General features: G+C 59.2%; 20 protein-coding genes. 12 read left to right on the plus strand and 8 right to left on the minus strand.

What is annotated here, in order from left to right:
- Positions 1 to 50: 50 nt before the first annotated feature.
- The gene (locus PbB2_RS01185; RefSeq protein WP_133245671.1) at positions 51 to 614 is read left to right on the plus strand and encodes a D-Ala-D-Ala carboxypeptidase family metallohydrolase; all 564 of its coding nucleotides are present in this window, start codon (positions 51 to 53) and stop codon (positions 612 to 614) included.
- 111 nt (positions 615 to 725) lie between these two features.
- Positions 726 to 1349 (plus strand): LolA family protein, encoded by a 624-nt coding sequence (locus tag PbB2_RS01190; protein ID WP_192576098.1) that lies wholly within the window; start codon positions 726 to 728, stop codon positions 1347 to 1349.
- Positions 1350 to 1617: 268 nt separating this feature from the next.
- On the opposite strand, the gene PbB2_RS01195 is transcribed toward PbB2_RS01190, so the two are convergent.
- The 3 genes from PbB2_RS01195 to PbB2_RS01205 form a co-directional block, all read right to left on the minus strand.
- A complete protein-coding gene (locus tag PbB2_RS01195) occupies positions 1618 to 2301 on the minus strand; it encodes a hypothetical protein (RefSeq protein WP_108983457.1) in 684 nt (227 codons plus the stop codon).
- 112 nt (positions 2302 to 2413) lie between these two features.
- Positions 2414 to 3424: an MDR family NADP-dependent oxidoreductase gene (locus PbB2_RS01200; RefSeq protein WP_108983458.1), complete on the minus strand. Its 1011-nt coding sequence runs from the start codon at positions 3422 to 3424 to the stop codon at positions 2414 to 2416.
- A complete protein-coding gene (locus PbB2_RS01205) occupies positions 3421 to 4320 on the minus strand; it encodes a VOC family protein (protein WP_238164796.1) in 900 nt (299 codons plus the stop codon). Before PbB2_RS01205 ends, PbB2_RS01200 begins: the two co-directional genes overlap by 4 nt.
- Before the next feature lie 74 nt (positions 4321 to 4394).
- On the opposite strand from PbB2_RS01205, the gene PbB2_RS01210 reads away from it, so the two are divergent.
- Entirely contained in the window at positions 4395 to 4688 is a 294-nt protein-coding gene (locus PbB2_RS01210) for a DUF1330 domain-containing protein (RefSeq protein WP_108983459.1), read from the plus strand.
- Positions 4688 to 5479 carry a hypothetical protein gene (locus tag PbB2_RS01215; protein ID WP_108983460.1) on the plus strand — a complete coding sequence of 264 codons (792 nt, stop codon included), beginning with the start codon at positions 4688 to 4690 and terminating at the stop codon, positions 5477 to 5479. The genes PbB2_RS01210 and PbB2_RS01215 overlap by 1 nt, the downstream gene beginning before the upstream one ends.
- Positions 5480 to 5518: 39 nt before the next feature.
- Here the strand turns inward: PbB2_RS01215 and PbB2_RS01220 are convergent, their stop codons facing one another.
- The gene (locus tag PbB2_RS01220) at positions 5519 to 5806 is read right to left on the minus strand and encodes a YciI family protein (RefSeq protein ID WP_108983461.1); all 288 of its coding nucleotides are present in this window, start codon (positions 5804 to 5806) and stop codon (positions 5519 to 5521) included.
- Complete coding sequence (locus tag PbB2_RS01225; RefSeq protein WP_108983462.1) at positions 5806 to 6798, minus strand: NAD(P)H-dependent glycerol-3-phosphate dehydrogenase; 993 nt, start codon at positions 6796 to 6798, stop codon at positions 5806 to 5808. Before PbB2_RS01225 ends, PbB2_RS01220 begins: the two co-directional genes overlap by 1 nt.
- Before the next feature lie 98 nt (positions 6799 to 6896).
- Here PbB2_RS01225 and PbB2_RS01230 point away from each other — a divergent pair, with 98 nt between their 5' ends.
- A complete protein-coding gene (locus tag PbB2_RS01230) occupies positions 6897 to 7484 on the plus strand; it encodes a TetR/AcrR family transcriptional regulator (RefSeq protein ID WP_108983463.1) in 588 nt (195 codons plus the stop codon).
- Positions 7485 to 8150: 666 nt separating this feature from the next.
- The gene (locus tag PbB2_RS01235) at positions 8151 to 9143 is read left to right on the plus strand and encodes a glycosyltransferase family 2 protein (protein ID WP_192576099.1); all 993 of its coding nucleotides are present in this window, start codon (positions 8151 to 8153) and stop codon (positions 9141 to 9143) included.
- Positions 9144 to 9149: 6 nt separating this feature from the next.
- Here PbB2_RS01235 and tsaD read toward each other — a convergent pair whose 3' ends face one another.
- Positions 9150 to 10259, minus strand: coding sequence for a tRNA (adenosine(37)-N6)-threonylcarbamoyltransferase complex transferase subunit TsaD (tsaD, locus tag PbB2_RS01240; protein ID WP_108983465.1), 1110 nt, complete (start codon positions 10257 to 10259; stop codon positions 9150 to 9152).
- Positions 10260 to 10449: 190 nt separating this feature from the next.
- On the opposite strand from tsaD, the gene hemC reads away from it, so the two are divergent.
- From hemC to PbB2_RS01260, 4 genes are read left to right on the plus strand one after another with little or no spacing between them, the layout of a single operon-like run.
- On the plus strand, positions 10450 to 11388 hold the full coding sequence (hemC, locus tag PbB2_RS01245) for a hydroxymethylbilane synthase (RefSeq protein ID WP_108983466.1): 939 nt from the start codon (positions 10450 to 10452) through the stop codon (positions 11386 to 11388).
- Positions 11381 to 12109 (plus strand): uroporphyrinogen-III synthase, encoded by a 729-nt coding sequence (locus PbB2_RS01250; RefSeq protein ID WP_108983467.1) that lies wholly within the window; start codon positions 11381 to 11383, stop codon positions 12107 to 12109. The genes hemC and PbB2_RS01250 overlap by 8 nt, the downstream gene beginning before the upstream one ends.
- 27 nt (positions 12110 to 12136) lie before the next feature.
- Entirely contained in the window at positions 12137 to 13495 is a 1359-nt protein-coding gene (locus tag PbB2_RS01255; protein WP_108983468.1) for a COG4223 family protein, read from the plus strand.
- Positions 13492 to 14988, plus strand: a complete 1497-nt coding sequence (locus PbB2_RS01260; RefSeq protein WP_108983469.1) for a heme biosynthesis protein HemY — start codon at positions 13492 to 13494, stop codon at positions 14986 to 14988. Before PbB2_RS01255 ends, PbB2_RS01260 begins: the two co-directional genes overlap by 4 nt.
- A gap of 34 nt (positions 14989 to 15022) precedes the next feature.
- Here the strand turns inward: PbB2_RS01260 and PbB2_RS01265 are convergent, their stop codons facing one another.
- Complete coding sequence (locus PbB2_RS01265; RefSeq protein ID WP_108983861.1) at positions 15023 to 15874, minus strand: thymidylate synthase; 852 nt, start codon at positions 15872 to 15874, stop codon at positions 15023 to 15025.
- A gap of 181 nt (positions 15875 to 16055) precedes the next feature.
- Here PbB2_RS01265 and PbB2_RS01270 point away from each other — a divergent pair, with 181 nt between their 5' ends.
- Together PbB2_RS01270 and PbB2_RS01275 are read left to right on the plus strand one after the other, a co-directional pair.
- The gene (locus tag PbB2_RS01270) at positions 16056 to 17018 is read left to right on the plus strand and encodes an oxidoreductase (RefSeq protein WP_108983470.1); all 963 of its coding nucleotides are present in this window, start codon (positions 16056 to 16058) and stop codon (positions 17016 to 17018) included.
- A 108-nt stretch (positions 17019 to 17126) separates the two neighbouring features.
- Positions 17127 to 17963: a thermonuclease family protein gene (locus tag PbB2_RS01275; protein WP_108983471.1), complete on the plus strand. Its 837-nt coding sequence runs from the start codon at positions 17127 to 17129 to the stop codon at positions 17961 to 17963.
- A gap of 218 nt (positions 17964 to 18181) precedes the next feature.
- Here the strand turns inward: PbB2_RS01275 and PbB2_RS01280 are convergent, their stop codons facing one another.
- Positions 18182 to 19498 (minus strand): NADH:flavin oxidoreductase/NADH oxidase family protein, encoded by a 1317-nt coding sequence (locus PbB2_RS01280; RefSeq protein WP_108983472.1) that lies wholly within the window; start codon positions 19496 to 19498, stop codon positions 18182 to 18184.
- Positions 19499 to 19573: the final 75 nt, after the last annotated feature.

Raw genomic sequence — 19573 nt, forward strand, 5'->3', positions numbered from 1 at the left:
CGCAAATCGACAGGCGAACACGTGACAACGCAGGCCCGCCAGCCATTTTCATGGCTTGGTTGCGAAAGGAGCCTGATCGGGCTGTTGCGTTCGACGCTTTCAGCAGATTTTTGAAGCAAGAAGGGTTGGATGATGTTGTGCCGGTCTGGTCACTTTTGTGGGTGGACCGTCACTTTGCCAGTCCGACGTGCCCAACCGAGCCCTTCGTCCTGCCACCCCGCAATCAATGGCCTAAGATTGTGCCAACCCTCAGGGTCATACGTGATCAGGTTAAACCGGCGATTGGACCTGTCCAGGTGGTCTCTGGCTATCGCACAGCCGCCTTCAATGCGTGCATGGGTGGGGCGCGCCGAAGTGCTCATTTACAATTTGGTGCCCTTGATCTGATGCCACGCACGCCAGCACAAGGAGAACACGAACCCTATCGGAGTCTGTGCCAAATGTGGCGGGCATCGCCTTCCAATCTGAAGATTGGCTTGGGAGCCTATTATGACCCTACAAAAAAGACGTCGACGCGCCGGCAGCGCTTTCACATCGACACATTCGGCAAACGAACCTGGGGTTTTGGCTATGGGACCGGAACCAGTTTCTGCTTAGACGCACAAAGCCGATAGACTGGCATGGCCGGGTCCACCGAGCCGCCTTGCGCAGTCCGCGATGATCAATGGACACAACACAATAAATTGCCTTCAAATCTCCATAGAATTCCGGCACAGGTATGCCCCATGAACCGACGTCATCTTCTTGCTCTTTGTGCATCCCTGTGCGTGCCAGGCATCGCGTCTGCTCAAAGCCTGTCTGGGGCGGAACGCAGCGCGGCAATTGCCAGCCTCACACGGGCGCTGAACGCCATCACCCGCCTGCAAGGCCGTTTTCAACAGACCAATCCTGACGGCACTTTGGTGAGCGGACGGTTCTGGTTGCAACGACCTGGCAAGGTGCGGTTTGAATATGACGCCCCCTCGCCCCTGCTGCTGATCTCAGACGGGTCTACGGTGAGTTTGCAGGATCGACGCCTGCGCACAACCGACCGCTATCCCTTGCGCAAGACCCCACTCTATTTTCTGCTGAAAGCCAATGTCAGCCTTGAGACCGATGTCTTGGTGACTGCCATAGCCAAGCGCAGTGGCACCACTGTGATGGCCGTACGCGACAAGGCCCGTCAGGCCGATGGCGAGCTGACAGTGGTGTTTGACGAGAAGGCAGGCCAGCTGCGCGAATGGTCGATCGCTGACCGCCAGGGTCGGATCACACGTGTTCAGTTGAGCGAAACTGCCGGGGGTGGTGCCATGGCCCCATCGCTGTTCACCACACCGGGGCCAACCGTTAAATATGATCCGCGTCGCTGACACATCTGCCATACTGACATCACGGAATTGTAACAATTATGTCACATGCAAGGATTAAATACTTTTAATCTTGATTTTCTGTTCTGATGTGTCTATCTTGCAACTCATGGACAGAGGGCATGCGGATTGGCGTCGTCCCCCCGCTTGCAGATCCGGCCTTTTGTCCCGCTCCGCCGGCATTCCCCCCGGCGCAGACCCGGCGTGCCCTGCGCTGAACGTCTGAACGCCCGGCCTTCATGGTCGGGCGTTTGTCGTTTGAGGACGGCCCTCAGAAAGGCTTGACCGCACCAAAAAAGGCGGTGGTGGCAATCCCAATCCAATAGCAATAGGCGATCATGCGACCCCGGCCGATGGAGATTTCAAGCTGGGTCTGGGCAGCTTGATTGGGTCCAGCCGCCAGAATGCGGAATAAAGTGGTCCATTCCCGCATGATAAAGCGCAAACCAAGACCCAGGACCAACATCAGCGAATAGGTGAACATCTTGGCCGGATACCAATAGCTGCCGACCTCAATCGCCAGGGGGCCATGGCCAAGGAACGCCAAAATCGACACCCCAAACAACACAGGGATCAATACGAAGCGTACTTTCTCGTCCATCTTGGTCAAAGCGATCCCTGCATCGGTCTCACGCTTGAAGAAGGCAGCCCAGCACAGGCCCAGCCAGGACAAGGCCAAGACCCACATGATCGCCAAGCCAATGCCATCAAGAAACGGCACAAAGCCGTAGAGATGGCCCATGTGCAGCCCGAGCGGCAACAACATGATAATGCCGGTACGGGCAAGAATATCGATGCGATAGGCGGTTTCCATGTGCCGCCGCCGCTCGTCCAGACTGAGATCGCGATTGGTAACATGGTAGGAAGTCTGGAACACACCCCACTCCCCGCCCAGCCAATAGACCATGGCCAGAATGTGTAGCCAGCGCACCACATCCACTTCATTGACAACCATATCACGCCCCCTCTTGTGACATACAGACCCCGCGGGTCCTTGTTGGTGAGGACCAGTCTAAAGGATATACTCTTTTAGACAAGACGTGCGTTATACGGCCCTGCAGGTCCGATCAAATCTGCTCAGGGGCCACGCTAACGACCGCTTTGCCGACATTGGCACCCGCCATCAGCCTGCCAAACAGGGCCGGGGCCGCCGCGAGGCCTTCCACGCGGTCTTCACGATAGCGCAGACGCCCGTCTGCCAGCCAGGCGCTGGCCTCAGCCACATAGTCATCCCAGCGGGGGTAAAAATCATAGACGACCAGCCCCATAACATGGGCGCGCTTTCCCACAATCAACCCCGCATTCAGGCCTGGCGGCGGCTGGTCTGCGTGATACTGATCAACCAGACCACATAAGATCATCCGGCCATAAGGCGCCAACCGCACCAGCGCCTTACTGGCCATCGTGGTCGACACATTTTCAAAATAGACAGTCGGGGCCTGCGGCAGCACCGCACTTAAGGCCGCCTCCCATCCCTCCTGTTGATAATCGATACAGGCATCAAAGCCGTAATCATTGGTCACAAGGGCGCATTTTTCAGGCCCCCCCGCAATCCCGATAACCCGGCTCGCCCCCTTGATGCGGGCAATCTGGCCGACTGTCCCGCCAACGGGCCCAGCCGCCGCATCGACCAACACGACATCACCTTGGCCGACTTTGGCCAGTTGCGTCATCCCAGCCCAGGCGGTGAGCCCCGGCATACCCAAAACCCCAGCATGGGCTGATAGGGGAGCCACATCAGGGTCGATCTTGCGGAAGCTGCCCGGCGGCAGGTCTGCCACCTCGCGCCAGCCCACCTCCATCGCATGAACCCAATCACCTGGCTTGACCCACTCGGCGCGGCTTTCCACCACTTGGCACACGGCAGCTCCCGGGATTGGGTCGAGGCCTGGTTGGGGTGCAGGCTCGCCCATATGTTTGCCGCGCAGGCGCGAGCCGACATAGGGATCAAGCGAGAGGTGGACGACGCGCACCAAAACCCCGCCTTCCGGGCATGCTGGGGCCGGGACGTCGAGCAGGACGAAGTCCTCCGCACTGGGCCTGGCGGTTAAGGCGTGCTTGAGGACAACTTGTTTCATGCCTCAACCAATTCAAACAGAATACCATCGGGGCCGCGCATGGTCGCCGCCCGCTTGCCGCGGTAAATTTCGCCCTGATGCCGCTGGGGCGGGGTGATGAGCCATTTGGCCTGAGCGCGCACCCGCTCATGAAAGTCAGGCAAGATGATGGTCGACATGGCGACCCCCTGCGGCAGGTGATTCTTCCAGCCCGGTCGTGGCCCGCCAGCCGGGGGCAATTGATCAAACTCGAAGAAAACATCGCGCTCATGGGTCAATGTGGCGATGGTGAATTTATGCTCAAAAGGCACACCGAACGCATTGGCCAGCATGGTATAGACAATGTCCATGTCACGCCCGAAGCTAAGACCCAAAACGTCCTGACACCAAGTCAGAGCGCCCTTCAGGTCCGAGACAGCACAGACATGGATGAATTGGCGATCAATCAGGCTGGTGGCGCGCGGCAGATCATACATGGGCAGATCATCGCGGATCTGGGTCAGATAGACGATCTCCTCATCGGGGCCTTGTACCTGCATCGGGAAAATGGCGGGCATGCCGTCCAATTCCCGCGGCGGACCAATGATTTTGAAGGGGCTGGCTTGCATGCGCTCATGGACTTTCAACACATCCTCGACGCAGATTTCGATGGCCGCCCAGCCATAGGTCTTGAGGGCCTCATAATCAGGATGGGGTTCGTCCTGGATCAGGCGCAGATAAATCTCTGCGCCGCTTTCAGGCTGCATGACGGCATAGGGCAGGCCAGCGCTACCAGTAGCACCCCAGCTTGCTGCGAGATCGGCTGCCAGCACACCTTTTTCCACGGTGCGATAGAATAACCAGTCCCGATAGAGGGCTTCGGAGCGATCGAGGTCTTTGACCGTCAGGGTCGCGGCGCGCAAAAGTTTCACTTGCATCCTCCCAGTGAAACAATGGATATATCCTTTGTCAGGACTTTGGAAGCAGCCTGCACAAAAATTGAGGGAGCCCCATGCCAGCCTATATGATTGTCACAGTGCGGGTCCATGATCGTGAGCGTTTTTTGGAGGTCTATGGCAAGCCGACAGCCGCGCTCATCCAGCGATATGGCGGCCGTTATCTGGTCCGCGGCCCTGGTTGCGAAAGTTATGAGGGCCCACGTGCGAGCGGTTTGGCGGCAGTGGTGTCTGAATGGCCCAGCAAGGCTGCGATCGAGGCTTTCTGGAACAGCCCGGACTATCAGGTCCTGAAGGCCGCCCGCCAAGGTCTGGCCGAGGCTGACGTGCAAGTGCTGGAGGTGCCGTGATGCGGCTCGGTTTGGGGCTCAGTCTGTTTCTGGTCTCACTCTTGCCATGGCCGGCGCAGGCAGGTCCGCCGCCGGGTCCTGATAAGCCGCTGGTGGGTGCGCGCATGGCCCAACCAGAGCTTGACGCCGCAACCATTGTCGCCCGCGCGACCGCCCACGCCGGGGGCGAGACGTGGCGGCGACCGGTTACGCTTTATCTTGAAGGCTATGGCACTTTCTATGACCCCGACGGCAAGCCCTTGGTCAATGAGAGCCACCGGATGTGGCGTGTCTATCCCGATTTCAAACCCCAAGCCCATCAGGCTGATGGCAAAGTGCGGATTGAGAGCCGCCGCGATGGTAAGATCGTGACCATGCTAACCTTTGACGGCACGCGCAGCTATGGCCCAGACGGCGTGTTGCCACCATCGGCGGCGGATCGGCAATGGGCGGAGAATTTCGGCTTCGGCGTCATCCGCTTTGCACGCGATCCGGGCTATCGGCTCGCCCGACACGCCGATGACCTGGTGGATGGTCAACCCGTCTATCGAATCGAGGTCACCGATCCCACCGGGGCCAAGACCCTGTTTGGGATCGCGTATCGCGATTATGCCATCCTGTCGGTTGGCTTTGCCACGCCGCGCGGCTGGCATGAGCGCATCTATTCAGACTTTTACACCAAGCCCGGCCTGTCGTGGGTGCAGCCTGGCCGCATCCGGCTCTATTACAACGGCATCAAGCAGAATGAGATTGTCTGGCGCGACTTTAAGCTGAACGAGCCCATGCCGGATGGTCTTTTCACTATTCCCTGATCGGACGGACCAGTGCTGAAAACCAGCCCGAGCACAGGCTTAAAGATGACCCACCACGACCCGGAAGGGGTGGATCTTGTGGCTGGCAAACACACCTGCCAGAGCATAGGGATCCTGTGTGGCAAAGGCTTCCACGGCCGCCTCATCAGACACATCCAAGATAAAGTGTGAGCCGATTGGGCCCCCGTCAGGGGTGTCCAGGACAGGCCCCGCCAATTTCACTGCCGCCCCGAAGCTGGCAACATAGTCTAAATGCGCCGGTCTGGTGGCAAGCCGGGTTTCCAAAGCACCAGGCTTGTCGAGGCAGGTTAGAAGGAACAAGGGCATTAGTCAGTCTCCACTTTGAAAGGTCGTGCGAGCAAGGTGCCGATGGCCGTCGCCACGTCGACCCGACCGGCCAGAATGGCGGCAACCGCCTCGCAAATCGGCATCGCGACAGATTTGCTGGCGGCAAGTGCCAACAGGGCTGGGGCGGTGGAGGCCCCTTCGGCAATGCTCACCTTGCCCGCTGTTGCCTGCGCCAAAGTCTGGCCCTGCCCCAGGGCAAAGCCCAAAGCAAAATTGCGGGAGGTCTTGCTGGAACACGTCAGCACAAGGTCACCTAAACCGCACAGGCCCGCCAAGGTGCGTGCATCCGCCCCCATGGCGACGCCCAATCGCGTCATCTCGGCAAAGCCGCGGGTGATCAAGGCCGCCCGCGCGCTCTCACCCAAGCCACGGCCTTCTGCCATGCCGCAGGCTATCGCGAGCACATTCTTGACCGCCCCGCCAATCTCAGCCCCAACCAAATCGGTCGCCAGATAGGGCCGGAACGTGGCGATCCCGATCAGATCAACCAAACGCTGACCCACTTCAGGATCGGCACAGGCCAAGGTAACAGCTGTGGGCAGGCCAATCGCCACATCTTTGGCAAAGCTCGGTCCAGACAATACAGCACCGATAGCCTGTGGCAGAACTTCTGCCAGAACATCGGTCATCAACTTTTGGCTGCCCTGCTCAATCCCTTTCGAACACAGAACAACGGGCGTGGCTGGCTTGAGATGCGGGGCAAGAGCTTCAAGCGTAACGCGCATGAATTGGGCCGGGACCACTGCCAATATTGCCTCCGCATCAGCAAGCGGTGCTAAATCAGTCGTGGCTGTAATCCGGGGAGACAATGTGACCTGCGGCAGAAAGAGGCTGTTTTCGTGCTGGGCACGAATGGATGCGACCACATCGACCTCGCGCGCCCACAAGGTCACCTCATGGCCGGCACTGGCTGCGACTTGCGCCAAAGCGGTCCCCCACGCCCCTGCACCGATAATGCCAATCGTGGTCATTCTGGCTCATTCTCCTGCTCAATTCTGACACTGACGTCATTTTTATAAAGACTGAACATTTTGTTGATTGTTCATCGTTTCCAGTCTATGAGGGCGTCATGGACGAAAAAACTGAAACCCGTGAACGCATTTTGGAAGCTGCTGGTCGGCGATTCGAGCATTATGGTTACAACAAAACCACGATGTCGGAGATTGCCGCTGACCTCAAGATGTCTACGGGGAATCTTTACAGATTCTACCCTTCGAAGCTCGACATCGCGGAAGCCTTTGCCCGCGCGCACGAGTGTGAGGAAGATACGATGATGGAGCAGGTCGTCAGCAGCGGCGGCTCTGCGGGTGAGCGGCTGCGGGAATTTCATCGCGTTGTGCTTGAGCACACGTTCAACATGATCGACCACAGCAAAAAGATATTTGAATTGGCCCAAGCCATTTCGCGGGAGCGGCCAGCCTATTCAAATCGCCGCTTGGCTGCTGAGCGCGTCTATCTGGAGCGTATCTTGCGGGATGGGATTGCAGAAGGCCTGTTTGCGCCCAATGACAATCTCAATGAACTGGCTGAAATGATCCAATGTGCCACGATGAAATTCCGTTATCCGCAATTGTATAATTGCTATCGGATTGACATGTTGCGCCGCGAGCTCGAAGGCACCATGGATCTGCTCTTCAAGGGCTTGCTCAAGCGCTAGAGGTGCGCGCGCGGATTATCTCGCCCTGGCAACACAGTGTCGAAGACCCGGCTTCATCGCCCTGCATGACAATCTGATAGAGAAGCCGAGACGTCAGGGCGCTTGTTATCCACGCTGACGCAAAACGCGCAGACACACGCGCAAAACGCGCAGACACACGCGCCGTGCGGTGCCGACAAGCCATAAGCTAGGCGGACCAAAGCCACCAATCCACCCCACACAAGACTGACCTCACCCCCGCCCAACCCCCAAAAATCGCATCTTGCGAATAATTAATGAACGATATGCAAATTGTTCATTGACAAGCGTACAGCCTTTAGCTATATAGAGTGCATCAACATAGAAACAGAAACGGAACCTCCCCATGACGACCTCAAACACCAACCCACACCTCTGGAGCCTGACCTTGGCAGCCCTGTTTGTGATCTCCATCCTTGCCCCCGTCGGCGAGATGGCAGCCCGCGTGGCCGGCTACTAAAGCAAGCGAACTCCCCTCCCCTTACCCCCACGTCTTCCCCCCCAAAGAGACGTGTTCCTTAGCCGCCAAAGCCCCCCGCTTTGGCGGCTTTTTGCTGTTGGCCGCGCAAACGGTAAGGATTGGGCGAGGGTTTTGTGGCACAAGACCTGCGTGTCACCAGCAAATCCGAAATCGGGGAAGGACAAAACGTGACAGGCAAAGAGACGACGGCACCGGTCATCAGTGTCATCATCCCGACCTTTCACCGTCCAAATGGCGCGTTGAATGCCGTGGGGTCCGTGCTCGCCCAGATTGGCGCACCCCCGTTCGAGATTATTCTGGTCGACAATGACGCTGAAAAGAGTGCTGAACCGGCGGCCAAAGTCCTGTCTGAGGCGGCAAACCAGCACAAATCTGGGCCAGTTCCGTTCACCTATGCTGTTGAGCCCGCCGCCGGGGTTGCCAATGCGCGCAATACCGCCGTGGCGCTGGCGTGTGGAACATTCATTGCCTTTCTCGATGACGATGAAGTTGCCACGCCTGACTGGCTGGCTAACCTCATGAAAGCGCAGGCCGAAACGGGCGCTGAGGTGGTGTTCGGCCCGATCGAAGCACGCGTGCCTGCCAATCATCGGGTGCCGTCTGACTATTTCAAGGCGTTTTTCTCCCGCCTATTGAACGGCCCGACCCGGCTGATTGAGATACCCTATGGCTGCGGCAATTGTTTACTGCACCGGGACAAAGTGCTTTCGGGAACGCAGCCATTCAATCCAAAGGCCAATGAAACCGGAGGTGAGGATGATATTCTGTGGCGTGAGGTTGTCAGCAAAGGCTACCGCTTTGGCTGGGCCGCTGATGCCTGGGTTTATGAAGATGTACCACCCCATAGAGCGACCTGGCACTATTTGACCCAACGCGCGTTTGCATTTGGCCACAATGCAACCGGCCAATGGTATAATCGTGCGGACAGAAACTATCTGCGCATGGTGCTCGCGATGGCCAAAGGCGTGGTCCAAGCCGTTATACTGGCACCACTGGTCGCCCTTCTGTGGCTGACCGGTCACGCGAAGCTTGCTTGGGCTTATGACAAGATGTGGCGTGGGATCGGCAAAGTCTTCTGGTTTGGCCCCTTTAGGGTTGGCTTCTATGGCGCAGCGGCGCGTCGAAAAGGCTTGGTCCAAACCCACAATAATCAAGCCTAGGCCTGGTTAGGCCTTGGCCCCTTTGCGCCCAGTCTTATAGACCGGAGCCGCCTGAGCGGCGACATCATCAAGTGGCCAGCGTGGGCGCGCCAGAACATCCAGATCATCCACCATTCCCTGGACCAAGCGTTCTGCTCCTGCAAGCGCGATCATGGCCGCATTGTCCCCGCAATAGGCCAGAGAGGGGGCAAAAAACGTCCAACCAAGATCATCACACAGCCCTTGCAGGCGGCCGCGCAACACCAGATTGGCTGCCACGCCCCCGGCAACAACCAGACGCCCAGCTTCACCCGCAGGCACAGCCATTGACTCCATCGCGTGTCGGGTGCGGTCCTCCAGCACATCGCCCACAGCGGCCTGAAAACTCGCGCATAGATCTGCAACATCGGTGGCTTGCAAGGGCACAAGACTGGCCGCCTCGCGCGCAACCGCAGTTTTCAGACCAGCAAAAGAAAAATCGCAACCGGGTCGGCCTTTGAGCGGCCGCGGCAGCGCAAAGCGGGTTGCATCACCTGTCCGGGCTGCCCGTTCCACTGCTGGTCCGCCGGGATAACCCAAACCCAAAACCTTGGCGGTCTTGTCAAAGGCTTCACCCACCGCGTCGTCAATCGTCGACCCAAGCCGCTCGCAAGCGCCCAAGCCTGACACGCGCAACAATTGGCAATGCCCGCCCGACACCAAAAGAAGGAGATAGGGAAACGGCACATCGGCTTCCAGCCTTGGCGACAGCGCATGGCCTTCGAGATGATTGACGCCCACCAGTGGCAGACCACACGCCAAAGCAATGGCTTTTCCGGTCAAAAGGCCCACCATTACTCCGCCGATCAAGCCCGGCCCCGCCGTGGCCGCAACCCCCGTCAGGTCCGAAAAACCAAGATCGGCCTGCCGCAGCGCCTCCTGCACCAGCCCGTCGATCACCTCCACATGGGCGCGGGCGGCAATTTCGGGGACAACGCCACCATAAGGGGCATGGGCCTCAATCTGGCTGGCCACCACGCTCGACAGGACACGCGCACGTCCGGCCTCCAGCACGACGACTGCAGCAGCGGTTTCATCGCAGCTGGTTTCCAATCCCAGAACAATCTGGCGGGACAAATGGGACGACTGCCCGTGCATGCTGGCTCCAAAGCGTGATCTGCCTTGCCACTAGAGCATGCGGGCTTTAAGGAAAAGACAGCTTATCGGCAATTGCAAGCTGTGGGCCTGAACTTGGCATCTTTCCCCAAGCGCTTGGCAGACTTGCCGAATCCGGGGTCAGATCAGGGTCAGGCTGCACATCTGCCCCGCTTGGAACTGGAAGTCTGTCATGCGCATTGGTGCTCGCGGTTCGCCGCTTTCTTTGGCTCAGACAGGACAGCTGCGGGCGTTGTTGGCAGAAGCATTGGGGTTGGCAGGGGAGGAGATTGACACCCATCTGCCCATTATACCCATTACCACGACCGGCGACCGCATTCAGGACCGCCCTTTGAGTGAAGCAGGTGGCAAAGGCCTGTTCACCAAGGAGTTGGATGATGCGCTGCTGGACGGCCGCATCGACTGTGCCATCCACTCGCTGAAGGATGTGCCAACCCAATTGCCAGACGGAATCGTCTTGCTTGCCGGGCCCAAGCGTGAGGATCGGCGCGATGCTTTGGTCAGCGTTTCGGGCTTGGGGTTGAGCGACCTGAAACACGGGGCCGTCATTGGATCGGCCAGTCTGCGCCGGGTGGCCCAGCTCAAGCACGCACGACCCGATCTCTCGGTGATCAGCTTACGGGGCAATGTCGGCACACGTCTGGACAAATTAAAGGCGGGTCAGTGCGATGCGACCCTGCTGGCGGCTGCCGGACTTGCCCGTTTGGGTTATCGGGATGTGCCTCATGTGATGTTGGACCCGGTGGCCATGCCGCCTGCCATTGGCCAAGGCGCTTTGGCAATCACAGCGCGGGCCGGAGACACAAAAACCGCTTCTGCCTTTGCCCGCATTGCCGATCACATGACTGAAATCGAAGTGGCCGCTGAACGGGCTTTTCTGACGGCATTGGATGGCTCGTGCCGAACCGCCATCGGCGCGCTTGCCCAGCTTGATACCCATGGCGATCTGACCTTTATCGGCGAGGCCCTCGATGCCGATGGCACAACGCGTTGGCGTAAAGAGGCCCATTTGTCGGCCGCCAGTGTTGCTACGGCTCAACACTTAGGGGCTGATCTTGGTGCCCAGATCAAGGCAATGGCGGGCGACCGACTGGCCGGAGTGCATGGATGACATGACAGCGTGCATCATCACCCGCACGTTACCTGGTGCTGATGTCACTGCCGAGGCGGTGCGCGCGCTGGGACTTGCGCCTGTGGTGATTCCCGCCGCCCAAATCTATGCGACAGGTGCCGAGATCGTCCTTGAGGGCGTGCAAGCACTTTTAATGACCAGCGCCGCCGCTGCCCGCACCATCGAGGTGACCGACGCAATCAAGGCTTTGCCGCTCTATGCGGTCGGCGATGCGACCGCCGAAGCCGCCTTGACCGCGGGCTTTGAAACCGTGATCTCAGCAGGTGGCGATGGGGCAACTCTGGCCGTTCTGGCCGCTGACCGGATGAGCCCGCGCCGTGGCGCACTCTTGCATCTGCGCGGCCAGGAAGTTGCCGGTGATGTGACCGGCATGTTGCGCGCCTGTGGCTTTGAAGCCCGTCACATCGAGGTTTACACGACTGCTGACCATCCAGATTTCCCAGCCCGTCTGCGCGAAACCTTGGCCAGCGCGCATGGCTTTGTTCTGATCCACTCCCCGGCTGGGGCCCGCAGGCTGGGTTCGGCGATTGCAGATTCGGATGCAGATTTGCGGCGCTGGCAGTTGATTGGCCTTTCAGCGGCCTGTCTTAAGCCGCTGGAAACATACGACTTTAGCTCTAAGCATATGGCCGAAGCCCCCGACGAAGCCGCCTTGATGGCGGCCTTGCGTGAGGCAATGACGCAAGAAGGCCTTGAGTGATTGGGCGCAGCAGAGTTTAACAAGACCATGGCAAACAAAAAGCTATCAACTGACCCTAACCCCGCCGACGTGTCGCCCCCATCCGGCGCTTCTGATCCTGTTGCCGCTGCGGACACCGACAAGGTGGTGCCGGAACAAGCCGCCGGAATCCTGCGCGAGGAAACCCAAGCCCCACGTCCGATATCCGACCCGTTTTTGGACGCGCAATTGCGCGCAACGGGTAAGGCTGCTGCATCAGAAACGGCCAGCAGCTGGCCACCTGCAAACACTGGCCCCGCCACAACACCCGCGCCACGAGGCGGTGTTGGCCTGTTCACGGTGCTGATCATGTCAGTTTTGGCCACAGGGGGTGGCGCGGTTCTGGCTTTGACCGCTTTAAGCCAGCCTGCCTTGCTTAAAGCGGTGGGACTTTCGACTTTGGCCCCGCAGCCTGCGGCACAAGCCGGAGGGGTGACCACGGCGTTGGGCGATGTCGCCGCCCGCTTGAAGGCCTTAGAGGGGAGGGTCAGCCAGCTTGAAGCCCGGACCAACCCCAGCCCCCCTACTGGCCCAGGTGCAACACCTCCATCTGCCACCACACCTGACACAGGCGACCTTGGCGCAGAATTGAAGGGTGTTGCTGGACGCGTAACCGCAATTGAAACCAGACTTGCAGCCCTTGATCCAACCGGGGCAGGCGGGGCGGTTATAGCCGGCCTGCAAAGCGATATCGCCAGCCTTAAGGCGCTGGTTCAGGGCCTGCAAAGCCAGGCTGCGCAAGCCCCTGCTCCAGGGGTTACCTTCGCTGTGATCAATCTGGTGGAAGCCGCCAGCCGACCCGGCCCCTTCTGGCCAGAGTTTGAGACCGTCCGGGCAGCAATGCCCGGCACCGCCGAAGTGGCCGCCTTGGAAGAGTTTGCCCGCAAAGGCGTGCCGACACGCGTCCTGTTACAAGAACGCTTTGCAGCCCTTGGACCCGCGATTGAGGCCGCCGACCGGGAGGCTTTGAAACAGAGCGGCTTCTGGGGATGGCTCAAGAGCTTTTTCTCGGGTCTGGTTCGTGTTGAGCAAGTCGCCAGCGTTACTGGGACCAGCCCGCAGTCGAGCCTTTTGCGCGCCAAACTCAAGCTGGATCAAGGTGACCTTTCGGCGGCAATTGAGGAGGTCAAGGCCATTAGTCCTGCGCCGGCGGTTGTGAGTGACTGGCTGGTTGGAGCCCAAGGAAGGCTTGAACTTGAAGCGCGAGTTGCGGCGTTGCGGGGGGCGGTTGAGCGGGGCGGTCGCGGTGGAACCGTCAGTCCAGCACCCACGCCCTCAAGCCCTGTTGGCATTATTCCTGCATCTCCGCCGGCAAATCGTGCCACAACTGGAACTGCTCCCCAATCCGGGCAAGGGACTCTGCCATGAAAACGATCCGCCTGATTGTACTGATTGCCATCGGGTTGGCGTTGCTGGCCGGATTTGTGTTTTTGGCGATCATGCCCGGTGAAATCGTCTATAATGACGGTCAGCACAAGATTAGCGCCAGCCCTGGAGTTGCCGCGGCGATTGCAATGCTGGTCACCATCATCCTGACAGCGACATGGGGCTTCATCGGTTGGCTGTGGGGATTGCCTGCCCGCATGAAGCGGGCCCAAATGGAAAATGCCCGCAAGAAATGCCTCGATACTCTGGGTCTTTCCATGGCCGCCCTTGAGGGTGGGGAGATTTCTGAAGCCCGCAGACATGCCCAAAAGGCGCTGGGCTTTTCACCCGATGCAGCAAGCGCGAAGTTCCTTGCGGCAAAGGCTGCCGTGATCGCCGGTGACGGAGCGGCCGGGGAGCGCCTCTATGGCGAACTCACCGATGTGGCGGGCTATGGTGTCGCCGCGCGGCGCGGCTTGGCAGAATTGGCGCTCAATCGTGGCAATATGGCTGCGGCTATTTCGCACGCCGAAGCAGCCTTGCAGCAATCCAAAAAGGCCCCGTGGCCAGCGGAATTCCTGTTTCATCGCCGCGTCTTAGCAGCAGATTGGGATGGGGCGCTGGGTGCGCTTGATGATGCCGAGCGGCGCGGCCTTGTCGGCCAGAAGACGGCGACGCGCCGGCGGGCGGTCGTACTTTCCGCAGCAGCCCATCGCGCCGAACGGATGATGGATCCCGCCCAAGCCCTTGAACTGGCCCAACGTGCCATCAAATTTGCGCCCGGCTTTGCCCCAGCGGCGGTGATGGCAGCGCGGCTGCAAGCCATGGTCGGCAAGCAATGGCAAGCCGCCGGAACCTTGGAATCAGCGTGGGAGGCCGCTCCTCACCCTGCCCTTGCGATTGCTTATCGCGACCTCAAAAGCGAGGAGCCCATTCCAACGCAGGCACGTTGGTTGGATGGATTGATCCGGCTGAATCCCAATCACCGCGAAAGCCGGATTTTGGGTGTGGAACAGGCCCTGCTCAATCAGGATGCCGTAACGGCCATACAGGGTCTGGAACCTTTACTGGCCGAACGGCCGACCTCGCGCATTCTGGGGCTGCGGGCGGCTGCCGCCAAGACGGCGGGGGATGAAGCGGGGGCGCGGGAGTGGTTGGCCAAAGGCGCTAATGCACCGCGTGAGCCTGATTGGTCTGATCTGGACCCCGATGGCATTGCCTTTGCCTATGAGGATGCCGACTGGGCGCGTTTGATCGAATCCTATGGGGATCGCGGCGTTTTGGTCCATCCACGGCTGGAACGGTCTGATTCTGAACGTCTGGCGGCACCTGAGCTTGCCAGCCTGACCGAACGCACAGGCCAGCCCGGGCAGGCAGGGGCGACCGACACCACGCCGGTTGTGCCGGATGATCCGGGTATTGAGAGCTTTGATGGATTAGGCGCAGAGGATGAAACGGCCAGCACTGGCAACAAGAAGTCTTGGCTGAATTTCTAGATCGGGGTGCCGCTCCACGGAAGCGGGCCGCCGCTTAAACCGCGACCGCCGCCTTGATGTGCGGGTGGGCTTGATAATTCTCAAGCGTGAAGTCGCCATAGTTGAAGCCGAAGATATCGGTAATCTCTGGATTGAGCCGCATCGTGGGTAGGGCAAAAGGTGTACGCTCTAGCTGCAGGCGCGCTTGATCCAAATGGTTCACATAGAGGTGGGCGTCGCCCAAAGTGTGCACAAATGTACCGGGCTTCAGGCCGGCCACCTGCGCCATCATCAGGGTCAATAAGGCATAAGAGGCAATGTTGAAGGGCACACCTAAAAAGACATCGGCTGACCGCTGATAAAGCTGGCAGGATAAGCGGCCATCGGTTGAGACATGAAACTGAAACAGGCAATGGCACGGCGGCAACGCCATGTCGTCGACATCTGCCGGGTTCCACGCTGAAATAACGTGCCGACGAGACCAAGGATTGGCGCGCAGCGCGCCAACCAATTGGTTGATCTGATCGATACTGCGCCCATCTGGGGCCGCCCAAGACCGCCATTGCTTGCCATAGACTGGGCCCAGTTCACCATCTGCATCGGCCCATTCATCCCAGATCGAGCAGCCATTTTCCTTCAACCAGCCAATATTGGTTTCCCCGCGCAGAAACCACAAAAGCTCGATGATGATTGAGCGTGTGTGCAGTTTTTTGGTGGTCAATAAGGGAAAGCCATCGGCCAGATCAAAGCGCATCTGACGGCCAAATACACCCAATGTCCCCGTCCCCGTGCGATCCTCGCGCCGCTGACCATTTTCGAGAATATCCTGCAACAAGGCTTGATACACCCGGTCTGCATGGGTCGCTGGGATGGCCTCTGTGGGGGTAGGGAAATGACCGTCTGCCATGGTGCCTATCATCTGATGATTTCGGCCCACCTTATGCCCACGATTCGGTGCGTCAACAGACGGGGTCAACGGGTAAACTGTGTGATCACAGCCCTCAGGCCTGCATGAAATTGGGAATGGGGCTAGGCAGCGTTGATTTCCTCGGTCACAATTTGGTGAGACATTGCTTGGAGGAGATAAAATGGCGACCATTTCAGAACACCAAAAACCGCTCAATTCAGGCTTTGGCATGCGGACAGCGGCGCTAGATGTGATCGCCGGACGCGATTTGACCGGCAAAACCGCCATCGTCACCGGTGGCTATTCCGGGCTGGGACTGGAAACGGTGCGCGCGCTTGCCAGTGCCGGAGCGCGCGTCATTGTCGCTGCTCGCCGGCCCGACGCGGCCAAGGTGGAGCTTGCTGACGTCGCAGGCCAGGTGGAGATTACCGCCCTCGACCTGTCAGATCCTGAGAGTATCGATGCTTTTGCCAAGGGGATCGGCGGACCCGTTCATATCCTGATCAATAATGCCGCCATCATGGCCAACCCACTGACGCGCGATAAGCGCGGCTATGAGAGCCAGTTTGCCACCAATCATTTGGGCCATTTCCAGCTTGTTGGTCGGCTATGGCCCCGTCTTGTCGACGCCAAGGGTGCGCGGGTTGTCTCGGTGTCATCCATCGGCCACCGCATTGGCGGGGTTGATCTTAACGACCCCAATTTCGAGACCACGCCTTATGACAAATGGCTCTCCTATGGTCGGGCCAAAAGCGCCAATAGCCTGTTTGCGGTCGAGCTTGACGCGCGAGGTAAGGCCCATGGCATCCGCGCATATTCGGTCCATCCCGGTGGGATCATGACCAATCTGCAGCGCCATTTACCCAAGGAAGAAATGATCGCCATGGGCTGGATGGATCAGGAGGGTAATCTCAATCCGCTGTTTAAGACCCCCGAACAAGGGGCGGCCACCAGCGTGTGGTGCGCCACCTCGCCACAGCTTGACGGGATCGGTGGAGTCTATTGTGAGGATTGCGACATTGCCGCATTGTCAGAGCCCGGCGGCAAAGCCCATGGCGAAGTCCGCGCGCATGCGGTGGACCAAGACATTGCCCGCGACCTATGGACCCTGTCGGAAAAATTGACCGGTATTTCATACGGTTAAATCCCTGATCAAAAAAATCTGCGCGCTTACCTAAAATAAGACTCGACAAGATCAAAACAAGAACATAGGCTGAGGTCATTCACAACCCAAGAAGAGGCAGGGCGTGTGATGACATTAGGTAAATCTCTGAAATTGATTGGTTTGTTTGGTGTAGTCGCAGCCATTATCGCCGCCAGCCCTCGGTTTGAGCGTGGCGAAAGTGGGCAAGTCAGCAAAGTGCTGGATGGGGATAGTTTTGTCCTGGAGTCGGGGCTCGAGGTCCGCTTGGCGGAGGTCGAAGCCCCGCGGGTTCGCCCGGGCGATCAGTGGGGTCCGCGCGCAAGCCAGGAATTAGAGCGGCTGATCCTCGGCCAGAAGGTTGAATTGCGCTATGATGGTTTGCGGCGCGACAAACGCGGCCGCGCCATTGCCCATGTCTTTATCCCGCAGGGCTTTGGCAAAGAGCCCATCTGGGTGCAAGATCGGATCTTGCGCGACGGCTTGGCGCGGGTCCATACCTATGCTGATAATCGTCAGGCGATTGGTGACCTGTGGCAGGCAGAGCGGGAGGCGCGACGAGCTGGGCGGGGTCTGTGGACCGCGGGGCCCTACCAAGTCCGCTTTGCCACACCTGAAGCCCTGCAAGGTGGGCTCAATAGTTTCCAATTGATGGAAGGGCGGGTGGAGAAAGCCAGCCAGCGAGGTCAGGTCATTTACCTCAATTTCGGCACGGATGAGAAAACCGACGTGACGGCAATCGTCCCGGCACGCGCTTTTGGTCTCTGGAAGGGTGGGGCAGAAGAAATCCTGGCACTGCAAGGCCGATCGATCCGGGTGCGCGGCTTTGTCCGAAGCTCCAATGGTCCCAGCGTCTGGGTCGACCATCCCGAGCAGATTGAGTTCATCATGGGTGCGCCAGCCACGAAGGCAAAGCCAACAGCTGCAGCCAGTAAAGCGCGGTCTTGAGGCTTGACCTCCGCAGTTGGCGAATACGTGCGTGGGTTTCAACTGAACCAAATTGGCGGTCTGGGCCATTATCATCGGTCTCATGGCCGAGGCCCATGGGTCTCCATGAATTTTGGCTAAGCCAAGCGGGCAATGCCGGGGGCACTACAGGAGGGTGGCGTGCGGGTCCAAATGGGTGCCCCCGGCCGTGGTGACGGCGCACGGCTCTGGTGTCATCCTCACACCGGCGAGAAATATGTGTTGCTGCGGCGGGCTGCAAGCCAGCGTTTGGACAGACCCATCACTTCACCCATGGCCTTTAACGGCGCTAAAGCGGGGGCGGCGTCTTGCCCGCGGCCCAATCGGTAGAATTGGCCATAATACCAATAGATGCCAGCAAAACCCTGAATGGTTCGGATGAGCTTGAACGGGGATTTCGGGCCGAACAGGCCGGGCCGCTCCTGCAATTGGGCCTCCCAGGCTGGCAGATGGTCACTTGTGCCGTTTAACAAAGGCAATGCAGCGCGCAGGTCCACGGTGAGTGGGCGGGCAATGCCGATGACATCAATCCCCTCGTCAAGGGCCGCCTGCATGCCAGCACGCGTTCTGAGGCCGCCGGTCAGCATGATCGGCATTTTGACCTTGGCGCGCAGGCCACGGGCAAACTCGAAGAAATAGGCTTCCCGCGCCAAGGTTGAAGCACTTTTGGTGGGCCGTGGCGCATCGGGGTCCAGCCCCTCCATCCCCATCATTTCGGGAGCCTCATAATTGCCGCCCGATACTTCTAACAAATCCACGCCCAAGTCCTGCAACCAAGTCGCCACCGTCACCGAATCCTCGGTAGTGAGCCCACCCTTTTGGAAGTCAGAAGAATTGAGTTTGACGCCAATGGCAAAGCCAGGCCCGACGGCTTGGCGCGTCCGCCGCACGATCTCCAGAAGTGGACGGGCACGATTGGCCAAAGTTCCACCAAAGTCATCCTCGCGCTGGTTGGCGAGAGGGTTGAGAAATGCTGACAGCAAATAGCCATGTGCGGCGTGGATTTGCACACCGGTAAAGCCGACCGTCTGACAGGTGCGGGCCGCGTCGACATAGGCCGTAATGGTCGCTTCAATCTCTGCTTGGGTCATGGCCTGCGGCTCACCAAACTGGCCACCAGGCAAGCCCAATTTGACCGCGGAAGGCGCCTTAGGACGGGGATTGACCAGCTTCTGGGTCTGCCTGCCGGCATGACTGATCTGGGCCCATACGTGCGTCCCGTCAGCCGTCCCGGCTTGGGTCCAGGCTTTGAAGGCTGCTTTGGCAGCATCAGACAAAGCTCCCGCCAACACCACATTGCCAGGACGTTCAAGATGGTCAAGCTCAACAATCACATTGCCGGTGATCAGAAGACCACAGCCACCCTCCGCCCAGCCCTGATAAAGGCGCACCAGACCCTGCGTCGGCACCCCCATCGAGTCGGCGAGGCCTTCGGTCATCGCGGCCTTAGCCAATCGGTTTTTCAACACCACGCCACAGGGCAGGGTGAGTGGGGTCGTGATCGTGGTCTCAGCCATCAGTGGCCTCCAGCGTGCGCGGACAAAAGCGATCGCAGACACCAAGGTTTGCTCAAAACCTTGCCTGCTCGGGTG

It is taken from the genome of Candidatus Phycosocius bacilliformis (genome assembly GCF_003112735.1).
GTDB lineage: Bacteria > Pseudomonadota > Alphaproteobacteria > Caulobacterales > Aquidulcibacteraceae > Aquidulcibacter > Aquidulcibacter bacilliformis.